Source organism: Devosia sp. Micro-HW1 (assembly GCF_056341075.1).
In genome coordinates, this window is sequence record NZ_CP094375.1 from 1757914 (window position 1) to 1780576 (window position 22663).

At 64.2% G+C, this 22663-nt stretch carries 21 protein-coding genes; 8 read left to right on the forward strand and 13 right to left on the reverse strand.

Features of this window, described 5'->3' with window-relative positions; translation table 11 throughout:
• Nucleotides 1–347: 347 nt before the first annotated feature.
• Both MQW79_RS08385 and MQW79_RS08390 read right to left on the reverse strand, forming a co-directional pair.
• A complete protein-coding gene (locus MQW79_RS08385) occupies nt 348–2345 on the reverse strand; it encodes a MacB family efflux pump subunit (RefSeq protein WP_476587956.1) in 1998 nt (665 codons plus the stop codon).
• Nucleotides 2345–3532: an efflux RND transporter periplasmic adaptor subunit gene (locus MQW79_RS08390; protein ID WP_476587958.1), complete on the reverse strand. Its 1188-nt coding sequence runs from the start codon at nt 3530–3532 to the stop codon at nt 2345–2347. The genes MQW79_RS08385 and MQW79_RS08390 overlap by 1 nt, the downstream gene beginning before the upstream one ends.
• Nucleotides 3533–3738: 206 nt before the next feature.
• Here MQW79_RS08390 and MQW79_RS08395 point away from each other — a divergent pair, with 206 nt between their 5' ends.
• Both MQW79_RS08395 and MQW79_RS08400 read left to right on the forward strand, forming a co-directional pair.
• Complete coding sequence (locus MQW79_RS08395) at nt 3739–4515, forward strand: SDR family NAD(P)-dependent oxidoreductase (RefSeq protein WP_476587959.1); 777 nt, start codon at nt 3739–3741, stop codon at nt 4513–4515.
• Between the two features lie 51 nt (nt 4516–4566).
• Nucleotides 4567–5232, forward strand: coding sequence for a hypothetical protein (locus MQW79_RS08400; protein ID WP_476587961.1), 666 nt, complete (start codon nt 4567–4569; stop codon nt 5230–5232).
• A 44-nt stretch (nt 5233–5276) separates the two neighbouring features.
• Here MQW79_RS08400 and MQW79_RS08405 read toward each other — a convergent pair whose 3' ends face one another.
• A complete protein-coding gene (locus MQW79_RS08405) occupies nt 5277–6314 on the reverse strand; it encodes an Ldh family oxidoreductase (protein ID WP_476587962.1) in 1038 nt (345 codons plus the stop codon).
• Nucleotides 6315–6612: 298 nt separating this feature from the next.
• On the opposite strand from MQW79_RS08405, the gene MQW79_RS08410 reads away from it, so the two are divergent.
• The 3 genes from MQW79_RS08410 to MQW79_RS08420 all read left to right on the forward strand — a co-directional run bounded on the left by MQW79_RS08410 (nt 6613) and on the right by MQW79_RS08420 (nt 10227).
• Nucleotides 6613–7509: an aromatic ring-hydroxylating oxygenase subunit alpha gene (locus MQW79_RS08410; protein WP_476587964.1), complete on the forward strand. Its 897-nt coding sequence runs from the start codon at nt 6613–6615 to the stop codon at nt 7507–7509.
• Nucleotides 7510–7709: 200 nt separating this feature from the next.
• A complete protein-coding gene (locus MQW79_RS08415; RefSeq protein ID WP_476587966.1) occupies nt 7710–9419 on the forward strand; it encodes a Rieske 2Fe-2S domain-containing protein in 1710 nt (569 codons plus the stop codon).
• A gap of 160 nt (nt 9420–9579) precedes the next feature.
• Nucleotides 9580–10227 (forward strand): glutathione S-transferase family protein, encoded by a 648-nt coding sequence (locus MQW79_RS08420; protein WP_476587968.1) that lies wholly within the window; start codon nt 9580–9582, stop codon nt 10225–10227.
• 93 nt (nt 10228–10320) lie between these two features.
• Here the strand turns inward: MQW79_RS08420 and MQW79_RS08425 are convergent, their stop codons facing one another.
• The 3 genes from MQW79_RS08425 to MQW79_RS08435 are packed head-to-tail and all read right to left on the reverse strand — an operon-like array spanning nt 10321 to nt 12313.
• Nucleotides 10321–11064 (reverse strand): hypothetical protein, encoded by a 744-nt coding sequence (locus tag MQW79_RS08425; protein ID WP_476587969.1) that lies wholly within the window; start codon nt 11062–11064, stop codon nt 10321–10323.
• Nucleotides 11061–11939, reverse strand: a complete 879-nt coding sequence (locus MQW79_RS08430; RefSeq protein ID WP_476587970.1) for an ATP-binding cassette domain-containing protein — start codon at nt 11937–11939, stop codon at nt 11061–11063. Before MQW79_RS08430 ends, MQW79_RS08425 begins: the two co-directional genes overlap by 4 nt.
• Entirely contained in the window at nt 11936–12313 is a 378-nt protein-coding gene (locus MQW79_RS08435; RefSeq protein WP_476587971.1) for a GntR family transcriptional regulator, read from the reverse strand. The genes MQW79_RS08430 and MQW79_RS08435 overlap by 4 nt, the downstream gene beginning before the upstream one ends.
• A 146-nt stretch (nt 12314–12459) precedes the next feature.
• Between MQW79_RS08435 and fabV the strand changes: the two genes are divergently transcribed.
• On the forward strand, nt 12460–13629 hold the full coding sequence (gene fabV, locus MQW79_RS08440; RefSeq protein ID WP_476587972.1) for an enoyl-ACP reductase FabV: 1170 nt from the start codon (nt 12460–12462) through the stop codon (nt 13627–13629).
• Between the two features lie 137 nt (nt 13630–13766).
• On the opposite strand, the gene MQW79_RS08445 is transcribed toward fabV, so the two are convergent.
• A complete protein-coding gene (locus MQW79_RS08445) occupies nt 13767–14795 on the reverse strand; it encodes a lysine-2,3-aminomutase-like protein (protein WP_476587974.1) in 1029 nt (342 codons plus the stop codon).
• A 146-nt stretch (nt 14796–14941) separates the two neighbouring features.
• Nucleotides 14942–15991 (reverse strand): EF-P lysine aminoacylase EpmA, encoded by a 1050-nt coding sequence (gene epmA, locus MQW79_RS08450; RefSeq protein WP_476587975.1) that lies wholly within the window; start codon nt 15989–15991, stop codon nt 14942–14944.
• 132 nt (nt 15992–16123) lie between these two features.
• Between epmA and efp the strand changes: the two genes are divergently transcribed.
• Nucleotides 16124–16693, forward strand: coding sequence for an elongation factor P (gene efp, locus MQW79_RS08455; protein ID WP_476587976.1), 570 nt, complete (start codon nt 16124–16126; stop codon nt 16691–16693).
• Nucleotides 16694–16830: 137 nt separating this feature from the next.
• On the opposite strand, the gene MQW79_RS08460 is transcribed toward efp, so the two are convergent.
• The 5 genes from MQW79_RS08460 to MQW79_RS08480 form a co-directional block, all read right to left on the reverse strand.
• On the reverse strand, nt 16831–17052 hold the full coding sequence (locus tag MQW79_RS08460) for a DUF2934 domain-containing protein (protein WP_476587977.1): 222 nt from the start codon (nt 17050–17052) through the stop codon (nt 16831–16833).
• An 18-nt stretch (nt 17053–17070) separates the two neighbouring features.
• Nucleotides 17071–17562 (reverse strand): YciE/YciF ferroxidase family protein, encoded by a 492-nt coding sequence (locus tag MQW79_RS08465; RefSeq protein WP_476587978.1) that lies wholly within the window; start codon nt 17560–17562, stop codon nt 17071–17073.
• Between the two features lie 92 nt (nt 17563–17654).
• Nucleotides 17655–18626, reverse strand: a complete 972-nt coding sequence (locus MQW79_RS08470) for an acetylxylan esterase (protein WP_476587979.1) — start codon at nt 18624–18626, stop codon at nt 17655–17657.
• A gap of 88 nt (nt 18627–18714) precedes the next feature.
• Complete coding sequence (locus MQW79_RS08475) at nt 18715–19149, reverse strand: hypothetical protein (RefSeq protein ID WP_476587980.1); 435 nt, start codon at nt 19147–19149, stop codon at nt 18715–18717.
• A gap of 86 nt (nt 19150–19235) precedes the next feature.
• A complete protein-coding gene (locus tag MQW79_RS08480; RefSeq protein WP_476587981.1) occupies nt 19236–20192 on the reverse strand; it encodes a nucleoside hydrolase in 957 nt (318 codons plus the stop codon).
• Nucleotides 20193–20355: 163 nt separating this feature from the next.
• On the opposite strand from MQW79_RS08480, the gene MQW79_RS08485 reads away from it, so the two are divergent.
• On the forward strand, nt 20356–22635 hold the full coding sequence (locus MQW79_RS08485; protein WP_476587983.1) for an LLM class flavin-dependent oxidoreductase: 2280 nt from the start codon (nt 20356–20358) through the stop codon (nt 22633–22635).
• The last annotated feature ends 28 nt before the right edge of the window (nt 22636–22663 follow it).

The window sequence follows — 22663 nt, forward strand, 5'->3', positions numbered from 1 at the left end:
GAAAGATTCCGTTAATCCTTCCGGCCCCTCGCCAAAAAGGCGGAGGTTTCGTGGCGAGTTTAGGGCGAGGCTGCGCCGAGGACCACCCATTCTGTTGAAAGAGTTCGGTTTTAGCGGGCGAGGCGTGGCCGATGGGTCACGGTTGGCTTTGCGTCCTCCGGGGAGGCTGGAGGGTCAGTACCGCAGTCGCTCTCCCCTTCTCCCCTTGCGGGAGAAGGTGCCCGAAGGGCGGATGAGGGGTCACTGCACTCTCCCCGCACCAGTGCGTGGAAGGAACCCCTCACCCTGCAATTCTGCTGAACGCAGAATTGCTGTCCCTCTCCCGCAAGGGGAGAGGGGATGAAGGACTACTCCCTTGCCAGCGCCTCGACCGGGTCGAGCCGTGATGCCGAGCGGGCCGGCATGAAGCCGAAGACCACGCCAATGACACTGGCCGAGACGATGGCGAGGATGATCGACTCGGTCGAATAGGCGAGCCGCGCGCCCTGCACGATTGTGGTGAGCCCCTGGCCCAGCGCAAAGCTCAGCGCCACGCCGGCCGCGCCACCGGCAAAACAGACAAGGATGGCTTCGATCAGGAATTGCCTGAGAATGTCACTGCGGCGCGCGCCGACGGCCATGCGAATACCGATTTCCTTGGTCCGCTCGGAAACCGAGACCAGCATGATGTTCATCACCCCGATCCCGCCAACCACCAGCGAGATGATCGCAATGGTGGAAATGAGCACGGTCAGCGTCGCCGAGGTGGACTGGATGGTTTCGCGGATCGTATCGGTATTTTGCAGGAAGAAATCCTGCGTCCCGCCATGCAGGCCGGTCAGCAGCGCGGTGATCTCGGCCTCGGCCTGGGCCGTATCGTAGCCATCGCTGACCCGCACGGCGATGGAATTGAGCCAGCTCTGCCCCAGGATCCGGCTCATCGCCGATGTATAGGGCACATAGACATTGGCATTGTCGCGACCGCCGCCAAAGCCGGTCGAGGCGGCGACGACGCCGATGATGCGCACCGGCACCTTCCCCAGCATGATGACCTGACCCACCGGGTCCTCGCCATTGGTGAAGATGGCCGTGGCCGCATTCTGGTCAATCACCGCCTCCTGCGCCATGGCGTCAATGCTCTCCTGCCCGAAGCCCGAGCCGGCCGTAAAAGTGCGGCCATTGACCTGGAAATAATCGGCACCAACGCCGGTCACCGAAGCGCTGGTGGCGGTGTTGCGGTAGAGCGCGGTGGCATTGGAGCTGACCTGCGGGGTGACGCTATCGGCATAGGGCTGATCGGCCAGCGCCTCGGCATCCGTGGCCCGGAGCGTCCGCACCCGGCCGGAGCGCATGTCGCCGAAGCCTGAACCGGGATAGACATTGATCGTATTGGTGCCGATCGATGAGATGTTTTCGAGCACGGTCTGCTGGCTGCCCTGTCCCAGCGCCACCACCGAGACCACCGAGGCAATGCCGATGATGATGCCGAGCATGGTGAGGAAGGTGCGCAGCTTGTGGGCGCCCATCGCCCGCAAGGCCATGCGCAGCGCCTCGCCCATGCTGTCGAGGCCCCGCCGCCAGCTCGCCGCCGGCTTGATCTGAGGAGCCGTCGCGGGAAAGCGCCGTGGCTCGACAGTGTGCCGGTCAGCGACGATTTCGCCATCGGCGATCTCGATCACACGTTCCGCCTGCGCCGCAATATTCTGGTCATGGGTGACTAGGATGATGGTGTGCCCGTCGGCATGCAGCTCTTTGAGCAGCGCCATCAGCTCCTTGCCCGAGCGTGAATCGAGCGCGCCAGTGGGCTCGTCGGCAAGGATGACTTCGCCGCCATTCATCAGCGCCCGCGCGACGCTGACGCGCTGCTGCTGGCCGCCGGAAAGCGCATTGGGACGATGGTCGAGCCGTTCGCCAAGGCCCAGTCGCGTCAGCAGGGAAATGGCCCGCTCGCGCCGGGCATTGGCATCGGCCCCCGCATAGATGGCCGGCACTTCGACATTTTCGACCGCATCGAGATCGGGCAGCAGCTGGTAGCGCTGGAAGATGAAACCGAAATGCTCGCGCCGCAAAGCCGCCAGTTCATCGGCATCGAGCTTGCTGACATCACGCCCGGCGAAGCGATAGGTGCCCTCGCTGGCCCGGTCGAGACAGCCCAGAATGTTCATCAGCGTCGATTTGCCGGAGCCGGACTGGCCGATAATGGCCACCATCTCGCCGCGATGAATGTCGACATCGACGCCCTTCAGCACCGCCACCGCTTCCCCACCCGCCTGAAAGCGGCGGACGAGACCGGAGATGGAAATGATCGGCTGGTCGAGCTGGGCCCTGGCGCCGGCGCTCTCCCGGGGACTGAAGGGGCGGTTCATCAACCGCCACCCCTCGGCATGGCAATACCCATGCCGCCCGGCCCGCGCGGACCGCCGCCCTGACCACCCGCGCCACCAAGGCGGGCGCCGGTGGCGTTGACGACCTGATCGCCCTCTTCGAGCCCCGAGACAATCTCGGCGGTGATATTGTTGTTGAGACCCACTTCGATCTGCGCCGGGCGCACCTGCTCGCTGTCGGGGTCATAGACCATGACGGTAACACCATCCGGGCCGCGCCGCGACACCAGCGTCGAGGGCAGCGTCAGCACGTTGCGCGCTTCGTCGAGCACGATTGTCACCGACGCGGTCATGGAAATGCGCAGGCGGTGATCGGGATTGGGCACTTCGAAGAGGCCGTTGTAATAGACTGCGCTGCCGCCCGAAGCGGCGGTCTCGTCGGCAATCGAGGTCGGCGCCGGTTCGATTTCGCGCAGGGTGGCCTCGATGCGCGCATCCGGCTCGCCCAGAATGGTGAAATAGACCTTCTGGCCCGGCTTCACCTTGACCACATCGGCCTCGGAAATCTCCGCCTTGATGACCATGGTGTCGAGATTGGCAATCTTGGCAATGGTCGGGGTCGACGAATTGGCGTTGAGCGTTTGCCCGGCCTCCACCAGCAGCGCCACGACCGTGCCATCGGCGGGGGCGACGATCTGGGTGCGAGACAGGTCGAGTTCGGCCGATTCGACGGTCAGCTCGGCCTGGGCCAGTTGCGCATTGAGCTGGTCGATCTGGGCATTGCCTTGCTCGACCGCGGCCTGGGCCGTTTCCAGCGCCGTCTGCGAGACGAGACTGCTGGCGCTGAGCTGCTGCTGGCGCACAAGGCTGGCTTTAGCCGTGACCAGGTTCGCCTGCTGGTTGCGGATCTGCGCCTCGATGCCGGCCAGCGCGGCCTCGGCTGACTTGACCGCATTCTCCTGGTTGAGACTGTCGATCTCGGCGATGAGGTCGCCCCGCTTGACCGCTTGGCCAAGCGTGACATGCACAGCCTTGATGCTGCCCGAGACCTCCGCGCCCACGCTGACCAATGCGCTGGCCTCCAGCACGCCGGAGGCGAGGACCGTCGTCTCGATGTCCCCACGCCCCACGCTGACGGTATCGGGAGTGGTGCTCGCCTGGCTGGGAGCCAGGAAATACCACCAGCCCGCCGCCCCGGCGCCGCCCAGCACGATGAGCGTCAGGAGCAATTTCGCAAAAGTCTTCAAAACAATGAGGTCCCGCAAGAATCCAGATTTGTCCGGACGATAACCCGATCCGCCGATCGGTTCACGTTAGCACTTCGTAAGGTTGGCAAGCTTTGCCCGGCATGGCCAATCAAAGGCCCGGGAGTGGTTGACCTCCCAACGGCACCGGTCCACCCTGCAATCGGATTTTCCCCCTCTATGGATTTGCCATGTATTCGCTGCTCGATCCCAGCCGCTTCGTCGTCTTCATCACCGGCGCCACCTCGGGCTTCGGCGCCGCTGCCGCGCGCCGCTATGTCGCCGCCGGCGGCAAGGTGATCGCGACCGGCCGCCGGGAGGACCGGCTGCTGGCGCTGCGCGACGAACTGGGCCCCGACAATTGCCACATCATCCCGCTCGATGTTCGTGACCGTGCCGCCATGGAAGCGGCAATTGCCGCCATTCCCGCGCCCTTCGACCAGATCAATATCGTGCTCGCCAATGCCGGCCTCGCCCTCGGCCTGCAGCCGGCTGCCGAAACCGATCTTGGCGACTGGGAGACGATGATCGACACCAATATCAAGGGCCTCGTCTATACCGTGCGCCTGCTGCTGCCCGGCCTTGTCGCCCGCGGCGGCGGCCATGTGGTCACCCTTGGCTCGGTGGCTGGCGAATATGCCTATCCCGGCGCCTCGGTCTATGCGGCCTCGAAAGCCTTCGTGAAGCACTTCGCCCTCGCCATCCGCTCGGACCTGCAGGGCAAGAAGGTGCGCGTCACCAATATCGAGCCGGGCATGACCGAGACCGAGTTTTCCGTGGTCCGCTTCAAGGGCGATGAGGATAAGGCCGACAATGTCTATGCCGGCATGACGCCGATGACTGCCGAAGATATTGCCGAGAGCATCTTCTGGGCCACCAGCCTGCCCGCCCATGTCAACGTCAACAAAATCGAGATGATGGCCACCGAGCAGGCTATCGGTCCGTTCCTGATCCATCGCCAGAGCTGACACAATTCGGCCAAACCGGCAGTATGCCCTGCCCCGGACGGAGGAAATCCCATGCTGCTTCGCCTTGCCCGCCTGCTGCCGCTCACCGCACTCCTCGCCACCCCCGCCTTCGCCCAGGTCTCGCTCAAATCCATTGGTGACACCTGCCTCGAAACCGAGCTCGACGAGTGCAAGGTGCTGACGGCCGGCTATTTCAACCGCGCCGACTTTAGCGATGCCGAGGGCGAACCGCTGATCGCCTGGCAGACCCAGGCCGGGACCGGCGGTTATGGCACGATCGGCGGCTTCGTGCTGTTCGCGCATGATGGCGAGGGCTGGAACGTGCTCGACAAAGGCTTCGATGGCTATTTCCAGTTGCCCCGGCTCAACGAGGACAATGTCCTGCACGTCCCCGGCTATAGCCAGGGCACCGGCGTGTTCAACACCGATCGCCTCTACCGGCTGGAACAGGACGGCGCGACCTGGACCCCGATCGACATGGGCAGTTGGCTGGATGGCGTGGAACTCCCCGAAGGGCTCGAAATCTGGAAGGGTGTCCAGTTCGATTTCTCCAACCCTTGGTCGGGCTATATTGCCCGCACCTCGCTCTGGCACGCCGATGACGGCAATTGCTGCCCAACGGGCGGCAGCGCGGTGATCGGGCTCGAAATCGAGGGCGACGCGCTTGTCGGCAAGCAAGCCGAATACACGCCGCCCGATGAAGAGGCTGACGAGTAGGCGGCCGCTTCTTCATCCGCTTGCCCTGACCCGGTGAGGGGGGCCTAAAGCCCGAGAAAACTCACCGTATCGGGGTCGACCGGAATGCCCCTGGCTTTCCGGTCCTCCATCTCCGCCCACTCGCGATCGCCGGGCGCCATGACCTTGCCGCCGTCGCGCGCCGCCGAGCCACGCAGGCTCGCCAGATACTGCAGCATGGCAGCGCCGAAAACGGCCGATCCGGCGAACTTGTCGGGGTCGATGACCAGCACGAAATGCCCCATGTTTCGCGGCGTCGAAATATCGTCGCCGCCATACATGGGCAAGAAATCGCTATCGAGCGTCGTGCCGTTGAGCAGCGCCGAGAACAGGGTCGCCACCCCGGCCAAAGCGGCGCCCTTGTAGCCATAATCGACCCCGCCCAGCGGCAGCAGCATTTCGGCCGCATGCGGATCGGTCGTCGGTTCGCCGTCGGGCGTTGCTGCCACGCCTTCCGGCAGGGGCTTGTCGAGCGAGCGATGCAGCATCACCCGGTTGAGGGGAATGGAGCTGGTCGCCATGTCGAGCAGCCACGCCTTCTGCCCCGGCACCGGCGCCGCAAAGGCCAGCGGATTGGTGCCGTGGAATTTCTGCGCGCCATCGAACAGGGCCACCACAGAGTCGGTATTGGTGGTGGCGAAAGTGACAAAACCCTGTTCCGCTCCCGCCAGCGCATAGGCGCCGGCTGCGCCCAGATGCGAGGAGTGTTTCACCCCCACCGCACCGACACCGGCTTCGCGCGCCAGTTCCATGCCGACCTCGACGGCCCTGTAGGCCGCATAGTGCCCCAGCCCGTCATCGCCATGGACCGTGGCACTGCCCGCGCCGCGCTTTTCCACTGTCAGCTGCGGGTCCTTGTTGAGGCGACCGCCGCCCAGCATCCTGCAATAATGCGCCACGAGCCGCACGCCATGGCTGTCGACGCCGACAAGCGAGGCATGCAACATGGCTCGGATCGCCGCCGCGCGCGACGGCGCACTCGCCGCCGCTTCGGCGAGGCGAACTTCGACGCGGTCGGCCAGCAGCTCTGCGGGAAAACGCGGTGTATGATCGTCCTGGTACATGTCATTCCTCCCTGGGCTTTCTAGCCACCTGGTCATTCCCGCGAAAGCGGGAATCTCCGTTCGCTCCAAGCCATCCATCCTTCGTCATTGCCCGGCTCGTCCGGGCAATCCACCTTCCGGCACGCGGTGACCATCTATTGGATCACCGGGACAAGCCCGGTGATGACGATGGGGGAATGGCCGAGGCTCACACACAAAGAACAGGCCCATGCCTGCGACGCATGGCCCATGCTGCAACTTTATGCTGGCACGTCGCGACGATGGGGCTATGCTTACGGCACAAAGTTGAGACTGCCTCATGCCCCAAAACCTCGATCCGATTACGCGCAATCTCTGGCACGTGGTCGCTGCGACTGATGAACTGCCCATTGGCCTTGTTGAAACCACGCTGCTGCTCGATACGCGCCTGGCGCTGACCCGCGGCAGCGATGGCGAGCCGGTTGTCTGGCTGCGCAGCCATGAACAGAATGGCGACGAGATCGACGCCGACAGCGTGATTGAGCGCCTGCCGGTCCGTACGGCCTATGGCTACACATGGACCTGCCTCGGCACGCCCGATGCCGAGCTCTTCCCCATTCCCGAATATGCCGAGCCCGACCGCGTCAACATGAGCTGCGGCTCCATCGGCATCCATGTCTCGGCGCCGCGCGCCGTCGAAAACTTCCTCGACATGGGGCATTTCCCCTATGTTCATACCGACATTCTCGGGTCCGAGCCGCATACCGAGGTCAAGGAATATGACGTCGAGGTCTCCGAGGAGCGCGACGAGGTTCTGGCCACCAAATGCCGCTTCATCCAGCCCATGGCCGCCAAGTCGGCGACGACGGCGATGGAAGTGGAATATGTCTATCGCGTGCCGCACCCATTCTGCTCGGTGCTCTACAAATCCTGCCCCGAGGATGAGAGCCGCCGCGACGTCATCGGCATTTTCCTCCAGCCCATGACCGAGGAACGCTGCCGCGCCCATCTCCTGCAATCGATGATCGACTCGACCTCGACCATTACCGATCTCCGGCGCTTCCAGCAGACCATTTTCGGCCAGGACAAGCCGATCCTCGAAAACCAGTATCCCAAGCGCCTGCCGCTCGACCCGCGTTCGGAAACCCCGATCCGCGCCGACAAGAGCGCCATCGCCTATCGCCGCTGGCTGAGCCAGAAGGGGATTACCTATGGGGTGATTCCCCAGGCGAGCTGACGTTCTTCACCTCTCCCTTTGGGGGAGAGGTCGGCGCGAAGCGCCGGGTGAGGGGGCCTTCCTCAATCCGGCGCGTGCCAAAGGCCCCCTCACCCCAACCCTCCCCCCAAGGGAGAGGGAGTCAGGGTCCCGTACGCCAGGACTACGACTAGCTTAGACTTCGATCGTGGCGCGATCTCGTAACAGCGGATCTGATCGACATGCCCCTCAGTCTCTCCGACCCCAATTGGTATCCCATCGCCTCCAGCGCGGACCTGCCCTTCCGCCATGTCTATCAGGGCCAGCTCCTGGGCCGCGAGCTCGCGGTCTGGCGCGCCGACGATGGCAATGTGAATGTGTGGGAGAACCGGTGCCTGCATCGCGGCGTTCGGCTTTCCATCGGCATCAATGAGGGCCAGGAGCTGAAATGCCAGTATCACGGCTGGCGCTATGCCAATCAGTCGGCCGGCTGCACCTATATTCCGGCCCACCCCGCCGACGCCCCGGCCCGCCGCATCGAAAACCGCAAATACCCGATCCGCGAAGCGTTCGGTCTCATCTGGTCGGCCGCCAATGACGACCAGCCCTATGCGCCCTTCCCCGGCGCCGACGGCCATGACTGGTTCGCGCTGCGCGCCATGCCCGTCAATGCCGCGCCTGAGGATGTCGTGGCTGCTCTGGCGCGCTTTGCGCCCGACGACGAGCCTGCCGAACTCCTGCCCGCCATGGTGGTGCGTGTTGGCGGCGTCACCTGGTTTGTGCAGCCGGTCGATGCCGGTCGCGCCGTCGTCAGGGGCCTGCTGCCTCAAAAGCCGGAAGACGAAGTGGCGACGCTCCGCCATTACAACGAACTCCTGACCAAGCTGCGCGACCGACTGGAACGCGCTGCCGCGAAAAAGCCAGCACCGGAGCCGCTGCAGCCCGTCTATGAGAAGGTCTCGGCCGACCTCTCCACGATGCCCGACATTGCCGTGCCGCGGGGCACTACTCTGACGGTTGTCGTGAAGCGCAAATGGCAGAGCGCCGATGGCGTCATCGGCTTCGAACTGGCCGACCGCGACGGCAAGCACCTGCCGACCTTCCAGCCTGGCGCCCATATTGACGTGCACCTGCCCAATGGCCTCGTGCGGCAATATTCGATCACCAATGGTCCGGGCGACCTGTCGCGCTATGTCATCGGCGTCAAGGCCGAGAGCGCCAGCAAGGGCGGCTCCAAGGTGCTGGTGGAAACCGTGCGCGAGGGCGACCTCCTGCAGATTTCCGAGCCGCGCAACAATTTCCCGCTCCGCCGCGACGCCACCCGCACGGTGCTGATTGCCGGCGGCATCGGCATCACCCCGCTCCTCTCCATGGCGCGCTTCCTTGACAAGTCGAACCTCAATTACGAGCTGCACTACTTCACCCGCAGCGATGAAAGCGCCGCTTTCAGCAGCGAACTGGGCGTGCTGCATGGCCATGTCGAGCGGCATACCGGCCTCTCCCGCGACGCCATCCGAGCCAAGGTCGCCGCGGTGATGGGTCCCTATCAGTTTGCCAACCACGTCTATATCTGCGGCCCCGGCGCCATGCTCGAAATGGTGCAGCAAGTGGCGTCAGAACTCGGCTGGCCCGACGAGGCCGTGCATTTCGAATATTTCCAGAACGACAAGGTCATCGACAGCTCGAGCGCTTTCGATGTGGAACTGGCGCGCTCGGCCATGACCCTGCATGTCCCCGCCGGCAAGACCATTCTCGAAACCATGCGCGAGGCGGGGCTGACCGTACCGTCATCCTGCGAACAGGGTGCCTGCGGCACCTGCCTGACCACGGTGATGGAAGGCGAGGTCGACCATCAGGACGTCTATCTCAACAAGACCGAGAAGGCCTCCAACACCTGCATGATGACCTGCGTCAGCCGGGCCAAGAGTGCGCGCCTGGTGCTGGATATCTGATGATGCTTCCAATCAACGATCTCATCGCCCCATCGCCTCCCTCCCCCTTGTGGGGAGGGAATGAGGGTGGGGGTGAGTCACACACTCCGCGTTCGCGGCCTACCCCCACCCCAGCCCTCCCCACAAGGGGGAGGGAGCGCATCGGGGCAAAGACACGATCATGACCATCACCCTTTACGACTTCGAACTCTCGGGCAATTGCTACAAGTTGCGGCTGCTGATGAGCATCCTCAACCTGCCTTACGACATCGTGCCGGTGGATTTTTTCCCTGGCCGCCAGCACAAGGCCGACTGGTTCCTGCGCCTCAACCCCTTCGGCCAGCTACCGGTGCTCAAGGACGACGACCTCGTCCTCTCTGACTCCGGCGCCATCCTGGCTTACCTGGCGAAAAAATACGACACGTCGGGGCAGTGGTTTCCCGACGATCCCGCCATCACGGCCGAAGTGCTGCGCTGGCACGCCGTGGCCGATGACATCACTGCCACCAGTTCAGCCGCCCGCCTGGCGCTGGGCTATGACTATGATTTCGACGTCGAAAAAAGCCAGAAGGGCGCGCACCGCATTTTCCGGCTGATGGACGAACATCTGTGGTTTGGTGAAAAGGCCGGCCGCGACTGGCTCTGTTCCCCCGCCCATCCCACGACCGCCGACATTGCCTGCTTCCCCTATGTGATGCTCTCCGAAGAAGGCGGCATCTCGCGCCAGGACTATCCCGCCCTTCGCCGCTGGACCGACCGCGTCCGCCGCGTGCCGGGCTTTACCGTCATGTCGGGGATTTTCCCGGCAGGGCCGGCCAAGGTGGATTGAGCTTTTGGGCTTCGATCCGTCCCGAAGGGCAGATCGCTCCAGTGGAGCGATCTGAGATGAGAAGGAATGAGGTGAGGTGACGCGGGGCTCTGGCTAAGCCGCCTTCTTTCTGATTGCCACGTCGCGCCCGCAGATCCAGGTGGCGGCAAAGAGCACGGCAACGCAGGCGCTGAACAGCACGGTGGCCAGCAGGGCATTGGGTTCGCTGGGCACGACCCCCTCGCGGACGAGGAACTGCAATGGCCCGTCGGTGCTGGCCATGCCCACGCCCGCTACCCAGCTCAGCGCGAAAGCAAAGGGGATGCCGAAGCTGCCGATAACGGAATTGCGGTACCAGGCAACGCCGAGGAAAAGACCGCCCGCGCCCCAGAGGCCAAAAGTCAGCCAGCCATGCAGGAACACCATCGGGAAATCGAGCGGCGAGTCATAGAGGCGCGAGCCGTCCACTGCCTGCGGCCAGCCGGCCAGGTTGTAGATCAGCGCCTCGGGCCAGAAGGTCACGGCGCAGAGCGCCGCAACAATGGCCGCAAACAGCACCACGAAGGTGAAGGCCGACTTGAGATAGCTGGCCCGGCTCTGCCCATGGGTCACGTGCAGCTCGAAATACTGCCAGCCGACATAGCAGCCGATGGCCAGCACATACCATTGCGCGATGGACTGGCCGAACACCCAGCCACTGACTTCGATGGGCCGGAAGAACGACACGACAATCGGGATGACGAGCATGACCAGCGAAAAGCCGGCCCACACCATGGCGGCAAATAGCCCCTGCTCGGTGAGCAGGCGTCGGGGAAATACGGCAAAGCCCTTCGGCAGGCGGGGCGAAGTGGAGGTCATGACCTGTCTCCCTCGGCGGTGAGGTGAACGAAAATATCCTGGATGGGCAGTCCGCCCAGCTCGAGGCTTTCGGCGCGGGCCCGTTCGGTCGCGACATCAATGTCGCCGTAAATGGCCACCGAGCGGGTCGGGCCAAGGTCCCGGGTTGACAGTACGCGCAGGCCCGCAGTGGCCCGGTCGACCGCCTCGCGAGGGCCGACCAGCGTGGCGCCGCGTGCCTGCAGGGTCTCTGCCTCTTCGCGCAGCACAAGTTTCCCATCGTTGATGACGATGATGTCGGAGAAGAGCCGCGCCACCTCCTCGATGAGGTGCGTGGACAGGACGACGAGGCGCGGATTGTCCATGTAGTCGGCCAGCAACGCCTCGTAGAAGGCGTAGCGGGTCGGCGCATCCATGCCCAGATAGGCCTCGTCGAAAATGGTCAGCGGCGCCTGGGCGGCGAGGCCGAGCGTGCAGGCCAGCGCCGAACGCTGCCCGCGCGACAGCGCGCCGATCTTCTTCTTTCGGTCGAGCCGGAATTTTTCCAGCAGTTTTCCTGCCAGCGCCTCGGACCAGTTGGGCCGCATGTCGGCGGCAAATTCGAGCGCATAGCCGATCGACTCGGTGCCGTCGACGGTGTCGCCGCTCTCGCGGATGAGGCAGATGCGGCTGGTCGCGGCCTCGTTCTCGAAGACCGGCTGGCCATCGACCAGCACGGCGCCGCCATCGGGCTTGCGCAATCCCGCGACGGCCGCCAGCAGCGTGGTCTTGCCCGAGCCATTGCGGCCTAGTAGGCCGCAAATGCCGGCGCCTTCGAGCCGCAGCGAGAGATTGTCCACGGCCGTCACGTCGCCGAAGCGCATGGTCAGATTCTGGATGTCGAGCGAAAGGGTCATGACGGATCCTTCTTGGTCGATTGCGCGGCAGCGCGCACCTGGTCGGCCACCTGGTCGAGCGATATGCCCAGCACCCTGGCCTCTGAAATCATCGGCGCCACATGCGCCGCAAAGAACTGTTCGCGCCGTTCACCCAGCAGCTTGGCCTGGGCCTCGGGGCTGACGAACATGCCGACGCCGCGGCGCTTGTAGAGCAGGCCCTCGTCGATCAGCTCCTGGAAAGCCTTGGCAGCGGTGGCCGGATTGATGCCGTAAAAGGCCGCGTATTGATTGGTGGACATGACCTGCTGATCGGCGCCCAGCGTGCCGGTCACGATGTCGGCACGGATGCGATCCCCGATCTGCCGGTATATCGGAACGTTGTCGCTGAACACGCTCGCCTCATTGGTTCATTACTTCACTAACGAACCATATAGGCCGATGCTGACTCCCGTCAAGGGAGCGGGCAAAACATCGGTCTGCCGCTGGAATTTGGCCACCATCCGGGCTATTGGCTGAAGGAACACGAGGAGAAAATCCCATGATCATCGAGCCAAAAATCCGCGGCTTTATCTGCACCACCGCTCATCCCACTGGCTGCGCCACCAATGTGCAGCGCCAGATCGACCATGTGGTGATCAAGGGGCCGATCCCCTCCGACCGCAAGCGCGTGCTCGTGCTCGGCTGCTCCACGGGCTATGGCCTTGCCTCGCGCATCGTCACCACCTTCGGCTCCGGTGCCGATACGGTGGGTGTCAGCTTCGAGCGCGAGCCGGGCGAAACCAAGCCTGCCTCGGCTGGCTGGTACAATAACCGCGCCTTTGAAAACCGGGCCCGTGCTGCCGGCGCCAAGGCCGTGACCGTCGAAGGCGACGCCTTTTCCGATGAGGTGAAGGCCCAGACCATCGCAGCCATCAAGGAAACCCTCGGCCAGGTCGACCTCATCGTCTATTCGCTGGCCTCCCCGGTTCGCACCGACCCCAAGGACGGCGTCACCTATCGTTCGGCCATCAAGCCCTATGGGTCGCAGGTCTCGTCGAAGACCCTCAATACCGGCACCGGCGAAGTCTCGACCGTCACCGTCGAGCCGGCCACCGAGGAAGAGGCTGCGGCCACAGTCAAGGTCATGGGCGGCGAGGACTGGGAACTCTGGATCGCGGCCCTGGGCGAAGCCGGCGTCCTGGCAGACGGTTTCACCTCGCTCAACTACACCTATCTGGGCAGCGAGCTGACCTGGCCGATCTATCACAAGGGCACTCTGGGCAAGGCCAAGGGTGATCTCGACCGCGCCGCAGCAGCCATCCGCGCGCAGCATGGCGAGAATGCCGCCCATGTCGTCGCCCTCAAGGCCGTCGTCACGCAGGCCAGCTCCGCCATTCCGGTCGTGCCGCTCTATGGCACGCTCCTGATCAAGGTCGAAGACGAGATGGGTCTCGGCGAAGGCCCGATCCAGCAGATCGACCGCCTGTTCCGGGACAAGCTTCAGGGCACGATCGTCCTCGACGAAGCCGAGCGCATCCGTGTCGACGATTGGGAACTGTCCGAGGCCATGCAGGCCGAACTGAAGAAGCGCTGGGAAATTCTCGACACCGAAAACCTTGCCGAGCTTGCGGACCTGCCCAAGTACCGGACCGAGTTTTTGAAACTCTTCGGCTTCGCGGTCGGTGGCGTGGATTATTCCAAGGACGTCGATCCACGCGTGGTGGATTGAGCTTTCTTCACCTCTCCCTTTGGGGGAGACGTCGACCGTCTTCGGTCGGGTGAGGGGGCCTTCCCTCACCCAATTCTGCAAGGCCCCCTCACCCGGCGCTTTGCGCCGACCTCTCCCCCAAAGGGAGAGGTGAAGGCTCACCCCCGATAATCATGTTCCCCGCCCTGCCAGTCCCGCACGGTAAAGCACCCATCGCGTCCCGCGATTGACGCCGCGCCGATATCGGCCTTGCCGTGCCCCCCGGGAATGTCGAGCACATAGGTCGGCTGGCAAAGGCCCGAGATCCGGCCCCGCAGGGCTGTCACCAGAGCCTGCCCCTCCTCGATGCTGACGCGGAAATGCCCGGTGCCCGGCGCCAGGTCGGGATGATGCAGGTAATAGGGCTTGATGCGGTTTTCGACAAAGCCGCGCATCAGCGCCGCCAGCGTTTCGACATCGTCATTGACGCCCTTGAGCAGCACCGACTGGCTGATCAGCGCAATGCCACCCTCGAACAGGCGCCTGAATGCCATCCGCGCTTCTGGCGAAAACTCGCGCGGGTGATTGGCATGGACGGCGAGGTAAGTGGTCTTGCCGGCCGCCCTCAGCGCCGCCACCATGGCGTCGTCGATCCGCTCCGGCTCGACCACTGGCACGCGGGTGTGGAAGCGCACGATTTTCACGTGGCTGATGCCGGCCAGCCGCTCCATCAGATCGCGCAGACGGCGCGGCGAGAGCACCAGCGGATCGCCGCCGGTGAGGATCACTTCCCAGATTTCGGCATGGCTGGCGATATAGTCGATGGCGGCATCCAGTTCCGGCCCGGTCAGCGTGCCCAGCCCCTGCGGCCCCACCATTTCGCGGCGGAAACAGAAGCGGCAATAGACCGGGCAGACATGCACCGCCTTGAGCAGCACCCGGTCAGGATAGCGATGCACGATGCCTTCAACCGGAGAATGGGCAAGGTCGCCAATCGGGTCGGCGCGCTCATCGGGCGTGGTGACCAGCTCGGCAGCGGTCGGCACGAACTGGCGTGCCATCGGATCGTCGGGGTCCGCGGGATCGATCAGGTCGAGCACGGCGGGGGTGATGCCGATGGCATATCTTTCGGCGACAGCGGCGAGGTTTCCCTCCTCCGTCACCAGACCGGCAGAGACAAGGCCATCGACCGACTTGATGGATCGCAACCCCTCATCCGCCCTTCGGGCACCTTCTCCCGCAAGGGGAGAAGGGAATTTCGGTGCAGCCTCAGGAGTGGAGTTCCCCCTCTCCCCTTGCGGGAGAGGGTGGATCGGCCGCAGGCCGAGACGGGTGAGGGGTACCTTGGCCGTGCTCATTCCGCCACCGGTGCCCACAGCACCGCCTCGATCCGTTGCGCGCCAGTGGCCAGCATGACCAGCCGGTCAAATCCCAGCGCCACGCCACTGGCCTCGGGCATGAAGTCGAGCGCCGCGAGAAAATCCTCGTCGATCCGATAGCGCTCGCTATAGAGGCGCTGCTTTTCGTCCATTTCGCCTTCGAAGCGTATGCGCTGCTCGGCCGCGTCGGTCAGTTCCCCAAACCCGTTGGCCAGTTCCACGCCCGAGGCATAGACCTCGAACCGCTCGGACACCCTGGCATCGCCGGGCACGCGCCGCGCCAGCGCCGCCTCGCAGGCGGGATAGCGGTCGAGCACGGTGACGCGCCCATTGCCCAGCTCCGGTTCGACCTTTTCGACGAGGATATGCGTAAACAGGTAGCTCCAGCGCCGGTCCTCGGGCAGCGTCATGCCGATGCTTTCCATCTGCGTCGCGAGCGCCCCATCGTCGGGCACGCCGTCGGCATCCATGGTCGCCAGCAGGTCGATCCCGGCATAGCGCAGGAAGGCATCGGCGACGCTGATGCGCTCGGCCTCGGCACGCGGATCGCAGACCCGGCCACGAAATTCGAACTGTTTTATCCCGGTCACCTCGGCGGCAAGGCGAATAATCGCCAGCGTATCGGCAATGATCGCCTCATAGGGCTCACCCGCCCGGTACCATTCGAGCATGGTGAATTCGGGGTGGTGCAGCGCGCTGCGCTCACGATTGCGCCAGACATGCTGCAGGCTGGCAATGCGGGTTTCGCCGGCGGCCAGCAGCTTTTTCATGGTGAATTCGGGCGAGGTATGGAGGTACATGACCTGCCCCTGCCCATCATTGCCGATCATTTCCGTGCCAAAGGCATGCAGGTGTGTTTCGTTCCCCGGCGAGCGCTGCAACCCGGGCGGGTCGACAACGAGGAAGTCGCGCTCGAAGAGCCAGAGGCGCACGGCGGCCTCGAGGCGCGCGCGCGCCAGCAGCGCCGGCCGGCGGTCGGCATGGCGCTCGGGATGCCACCAGGGCGATGTGTCAGAAGCGCTCATTGTGCGGGTTTCTTGCGGTCCGGTCTGGCGAAAGGGCGCGGAATACTGTATCGGGCGCACCACAGATACGAATACCGGCGCCCGGACGGCCCTGCCTCTAGACCGCGCCAGCGAAACGAACAAGGAAGAATTATGGTCAAGGTCATCGCCTCGTCCCTGCGCAAGGGCCATGTGGTCGAGCAGGACGGCAACCTCCACGTCGTGCTCACCGCCGAAAACGTTCATCCCGGCAAGGGCAATTCGGTGACCAACGTCACCATGCGCCGCATCTCCGATGGCGTGAAGGTCATCGGCCGCTGGCGCACCGTGGAAATGGTCGAAAAGGCCGATGTCGATGATCGTGAATACGACTATCTCTATTCGGACGTCGAAGGCCACCACTTCATGGAACCGACCACTTACGAACAGCTCGTCGTCGGTGACGACGTGATCGGCGACCAGAAGGCCTATCTCTCCGATGGCATGAAGGTGCACCTGATGACCCATGAAGGCATCGCCCTCTCCATGGAACTGCCCCAGCGCATGACCTTCGAGATTGTCGAGACCGAGCCGGTCGTGAAGGGCCAGACGGCCTCCTCATCCTACAAGCCCGCCGTGCTCAACAATGGCCTGCGCGTCATGGTGCCGCCGCATATCGATGCCGGCGTGCGCATTGTCATCCTGACGGAAGACAATTCCTACGTCGAACGCGCCAAGGACTGATCGCCGGCTGCCTTCGGCAGCAAAAACGCTCCAGTGGAGCGTTTTTAGGCGATCAGGCCCGGAGAGCTACGCTCGGAGGGCCCGGCCCATCAAGACACACGATCCCTAAAAAAACGGGCCCCTGTTGGGGCCCGTTCTCATTTCTCGTCCAGTTCGCGTTCGGCATCGTGCCAGTGCTGGTCGGAGCGACCGGGTGGCGTGCCTTCGGCAAGCCAGCGGTCATAGGCCACTTCCCGGAGCAGACCCTCCTTGGCGCGCAGCCAATAGGCCATGGCCATGCCCTCCGGGCGGCCGTCCTGCTCCCACATGAAATAGGCTGTCTGGCGCATACGTTCGGCCAGCGCCGTGTTCTTCAACACCGCCGCACCTCGGACCGATCAGGCAGCTGCCTTGATGTTGGCCGAAGCCTTGGCCAGCTGGCTGAGCTTCTGATCGGTCGCTTCTTCTTCCTTGAGCGTTTCGAGCAGGAGGTTCAGCGCATCGGTATGGCCGAGCTGCTTGGCCCAGGTGGCGAGGGTACCGTAACGGGCAATCTCGTAGTGCTCCACCGCCTGTGCAGCCGACACGAGGCCGGCATCCAGGGCCGCTGTGCCCTTGTATTCGTCCATGATTTCCTTGCCTTCCTCGATGATGCCGAGGATGGCGTCGCAGGTCTTGCCGCGAGCCGGCTTGCCAAGGATTTCAAAGATCTGCTGCAGGCGTTCCACCTGCCCTTCGGTTTCTGCAAGGTGCTGCTCGAAGCCGGCCTTGAGTTCGGGCGATGTGGCCGCCTTGGCCATCTTCGGGAGAGCCTTCAGGATCTGCCGCTCGGCATAATAGATGTCCTTGAGCGTATCGAGGAAAAGGTCGTCCAGTTGCTTCTCAGCCATTTGTCTCCAGCTCCTGTTATGGATTTTGACGATGGCCGGGCAACGGTGGAGTCGGAAAACCGGTTCCGGCTCCACTCATCAAATTTCCTGTATCAGACCCCGAACTTTTGCGTCAGCCACGCCATCTGCTGGCGATCCTGGAAAGCCTGGCCCCCTTCGTGGTTGTTGTATTCGTAGTCGACGATGGTCTTGTCGACGCCGGCAAAGGCCTTGAAGGCGCCATAGACGGTCGAAGGCGGACAGACATCGTCCATCAGCGCCACCGAGAACAAGGCCGCAGCCTTGCTCTGGCGGGCAAAGTTGACGCCGTCGAAGTAGCGCAAAGTGTCGAACACCTGGCTCTTCTTGTCGCGGTGCTGGGCGAGAAACCGCACGATCTCGAGATAGGGGTCGCGACCGGCGGTACGGGTGGCGCGGGGAAAATCGCAGAGGAAGGGCACATCGGGCATCACCGCCTTGACCCTGGGATCGATGCCCGCCACCGCCAGCGCAATACCCCCGCCCTGCGACCCGCCGCACACGGCAACCCGGTCGGCATCGACGAAATCCTGATCGATCAGCGCATCGATGGCCCGCACGCCATCGGTGAACAGCCGTCGATAGTAATAGTCGGCCTTGTCGAGCACGCCCTTGGTCATCAGACCCGGGATCTGGCTGGTTGAACCGACCGGGTCTGGCGTCGCGCCGGTGCTCCAGCCCGAGCCCTGGCCGCGCGTGTCCATGCGGAAATAGGCAAAGCCCGACGACGCCCAATGCAGCAATTCGTGCGGAAAACCGCGACCGCCACCGTAGCCGACATATTGCACGAGGAGCGGCAGGCGCCCTTCGCGCATTTTTGGCAGCACCAGCCAGCCCTTGATCGGATGGCCGCCAAAGCCGGGGAATGTCACATCGAAGGCTTCCACCGTCTTCAGCGTCGTCTCGGCCGGCACAATGCTCACAGCGCCGCCAACGGCCCGCGTCTCGGCCAGGGTCGACTGCCAGAAGCTGGCAAAGTCGTCTGGCATGGTCACGGTACTTTCATAGGCACCGAGGGCGGGATGGACGAGATCTGGAAAGGGCATGATGGATCCGGATACTGGAATGGAAGCGGCGCATTCTTGCGCCCCTCTGCCCCGATTTTCCATCCTGCGTCGCCAGTTACGCACGTCTCTATTGCGTACGGAACAGGCTCCGATGATAGGCCAGCATCGCCCGGTCGGGCCACATGGAAACGCTATCGGGCAGGTGCAGTCGTCGCCCCGACGACGACGCAGCGTCGAATGCGGGACCGGCAATCTCGGGATGGGGCAAGAAGGCGACATAGTCGTCGTCGACGAGGACCAGTCCCTGTTTGAGGAGACTGGCCGCAGCCCGGTCGACCACAAGCGCATTGGCCGGGGTCATCGACCCGCCGTGCGCAAGGGGCTGAAACAGGAAGACGTCGAGACCTTCGTCGGGGCCGGCGCTGAGCGCTCCCCCCGTCAGGGCACAGCAGTGGTTGTAGATGTCGAGCATCAGCCGGCGGAAGACGACCGCATCATCGAGGGTAAAGGCGCGCTGCGCCCCCTCGCCAAAGCCCGGCCTATCCTCGTTACTGCTCACCACGGCGCCCTCCCAGACGCGAGGACACTACGTAGATTCCCGTGAAGAGAAAATGCGCCCGGACCCGCCGGGCACACCATAATTTGAAGCTAACTGGCGACAGTCTGCCGGAAGTGGGTCAGCACCTTTTCGGCCTCGACGCCGATGCAGATGGTCTGCACGGGCCGGTTGGCCCAGTCGGGGTGGCCGCCCTTGCGCGTCTCGGGCATCTGGATGGTCTGGCCCACGGCAATGCCGTCCCGCACAACCAGAATCGGACCACGGCGCGTTTCGAACCATTCGGGGTGGAGTGCGTATGTCACGGCCAGGAGGTCATGCCCGACGACGCCGGAAAGGCCCATGATCTCCTTGTAGAAGCGCGCATAGTGGTCGCACATCTGGCGCAGCAATTCGCCGTTCTCGCCCACCTCGCGCGACAGGGCCGCGAGATAGTCGGTGTCGAGGATAATGTCATGGGTGACGTCGAGCCCGACCACGACCACCGGCCATTCGGCGGCGAAGATTTCATCCGCGCCGACCGGGTCGCCGTGGATATTGGCTTCGGCGACCGGGGTGACATTGCCGCTGCGGCCCTCATAGCCGAAGGCACCGCCCATGATGATGACCTGCCTGGTGAGTTTTGCGACCTCGGGATCGGCGCGCAATGCCAGGGCCAGATTGGTCATGCGACCGACCGCAATGATGGTCACTTCGCCCGGATGGGCGCGCACCGTGTCGATGATGAACTGGCTGGCCTCGCCCGCCCTCAGGCCGCTTTCGTCGACAGCGGGAATGTCGATCTCGCCCAGCCCGTTGAGCCCGTGGACGATCACCGGCTCCGCCTTGTCGACGCCATCAAGCGTCTTGCCGGCACCGCGCACGACCGGGGCCTTGAGGCCGAACTTCTCGCGCAGGAACAGCGCATTGCGGGTCGTGGTATCGAGATCGGCATTGCCGACCACGGTCGTAATGCCCAGTAGCTCGATTTGCGGCAGCTTGCTGAGGTAAAGCAGCGCCATGGCGTCGTCGATGCCCGGATCGGTGTCGAAGATGACTTTCATCGTCATTGGTCTCGTCTCTTGTCTGGCCGTGCCATTAGCCATTTTCGACCGTCTGGTCAAAGATTTCGCGGTTACCTGCCTGTGCCTCACCTCTTGGCGGGTGCCTGCTTGCGCCTGCAGAACCTCTCGCCCATATACAGGTTACTATTCGTAACTAGAGGCACGAACAATGACCGACTATGGACACGACCTGCAATTCGGCGTCTTCGCCATGCCATCAGCACAGGAGCCTGAGCAGGTCGTGGCTCTTGCCCAGGAAGCTGAAGCCGCGGGCCTCGACCTCGTGACGTACCAGGACCATCCCTACAATCCCGGCTTTCTCGACATCTACACGCTGATGAGCTTCGTCGCCGCCCGCACCAGGCGGATCAAGCTTGCGGCCAATGTCACCAACCTGCCACTGCGCCCGCCGGCCGTACTCGCCAAGATGGGCGCCAGCATCGACCTGCTTTCGGGCGGCCGCTTTGAAATGGGCCTTGGCGCCGGCGGCTTTGGCGACGCGATCAAGTCCATGGGCGGGCCTGACATGACCACCGGCGAACGCATCACGGCCCTGGGCGAAGCCATCGACATCCTGCACGGCGTCTGGAAGGGCGATGGCAAGATGTTCAAGCACAAGGGCAAGGCCTACGACATTCCCGGCGTCCGCGCCGGTCCGGCCCCAGCCCATGACATCGGCATCTGGCTGGGGGCCTACAAGCCACGCATGTTGACGCTGACCGGCGCCAAGGCCGACGGCTGGCTGCCGAGCTACGATTATATCAAGGAGCCCGGCATCGCCGCCGCCAATCGGCTGATCGACGAAGGCGCCTTTGCCGCCGGACGCGATCCGCGCGAAATTCGGCGCCTGCTCAATCTCGGTCGCGTCAGTCTCGCCGCCAGCAATGAGGGCTTTCTCAATGGCCCGGCCAGCCAGTGGGTCGACGAGTTGACCGCCCTCGCGCTCGAACATGGTTTTTCGACCTTCATCGTCGCCAGCGAGGACCCCGACCTGTTCCGGACGCTGGGCCAGGACATCGCCCCCGCCGTGCGCGCCGCCGTGGCCAAGGCGCGCGAGGCCGACCCGGCGGTGAGCGCCCCGCTGGGCCGCTCGGCCGCCGTCAAGGCGCAGCGCGCGTCCGGCATCGATTATGACACCCTGCCCCCGGCCCTGGCCGCCAGCGCCATCGAGCCCGGCGATCGCCACTACCACACTGTCCGCCACACCTATATCTGGTCAGGCAGCCCCGGCCTCGTCCTGCAGCCGGCCTCCGCCGAAGACGTCGCCGAGGCCATCCTTTACGCCCGCAGGCAGGACGTGCCCCTCGCCATCCGCAGCGGCGGCCACGGCGTTTCCGGCCGTTCCACCAATGAGGGCGGCGTGGTCATCGACCTCAAAAAACTCGACACGATCACCGTCCTCGACCGCAGCAAGCGCCTGGTCCGCGTCGGGCCAGGCGCCCGCTGGGGCCAGGTGGCCGAAGCATTGGCGCCGCATGGCCTCGCCATAAGTTCGGGCGATTATGGCGATGTCGGCGTCGGCGGCCTCGCCACCTCGGGCGGGCTCGGATTCCTTGCCCGCAAGCATGGCCTCACCATCGACCACGTCGTGGCCGCCGAAGTGGTTCTCGCCGATGGACGCATCGTCCGCACCGATGCCCGGACCGAGCCGGATCTGTTCTGGGCGATCCGGGGCGCCGGAAGTAATTTCGGCGTGGTCACCGCCTTCGAGTTCGAGGCCGCGGAACTGGGCAATGTCATTCGCGCCGTCCAGGTGTTCGACGCCAGCGATGCCAGTGCGCTGGTGCAGAACTGGGGGAGACTGGTTGAGGCCGCGCCGCGCGAGATCACCAGTTTCCTCTATCTCGTCCCCGGCCAGCGCAACCCGATGGCGCAGGCCGTCTCGGTCTATGCGGGCGACGATGTAGACGCCGCTGCCGAAGCCCTGACGCCACTCGGGAACGCCGGACCCCTCGTCCAGCAACAGGCCCATATCGCGCCCTATGCTGCTCTCGTACCCTGGCAGGGTGGCGCGCAGGGTGGTGGCAGTGCGCTTTCGGGCCGCTCGGGCCTTGTCGATCACATCACGCCCGCGATCGGCGACGCCGTTGCCGAAATTCTTGCCCAGCGCGTCAGCTCCATGGTGCAATTTCGCGCCGTCGGCGGCGCCGTCAACGACCTGCCCGCCGATGCCGTGGCCTATGCCCATCGCAGCCAGAATTTTTCGCTCAACGCCGCGGCGACTTCAGGGACCGAGGCGCGGCTCAACGCCATATGGGCGCCCCTGCGTCCGCATCTCAACGGCATGTATCTCAACTTCGAGACCGATACGCATCCTGACCGGCTGCTTGAAGCCTTCCCGCCGCCGACGCTGGCGCGCTTGCGCGACCTCAAGCAGCGCTACGATCCAGACAATGTCTTCAACACCAATTTCAACATTGTGCCATCGACGCGTGCCAGGGTGGCGTGAGATGACACAAACGCCCTTGACGAAATCC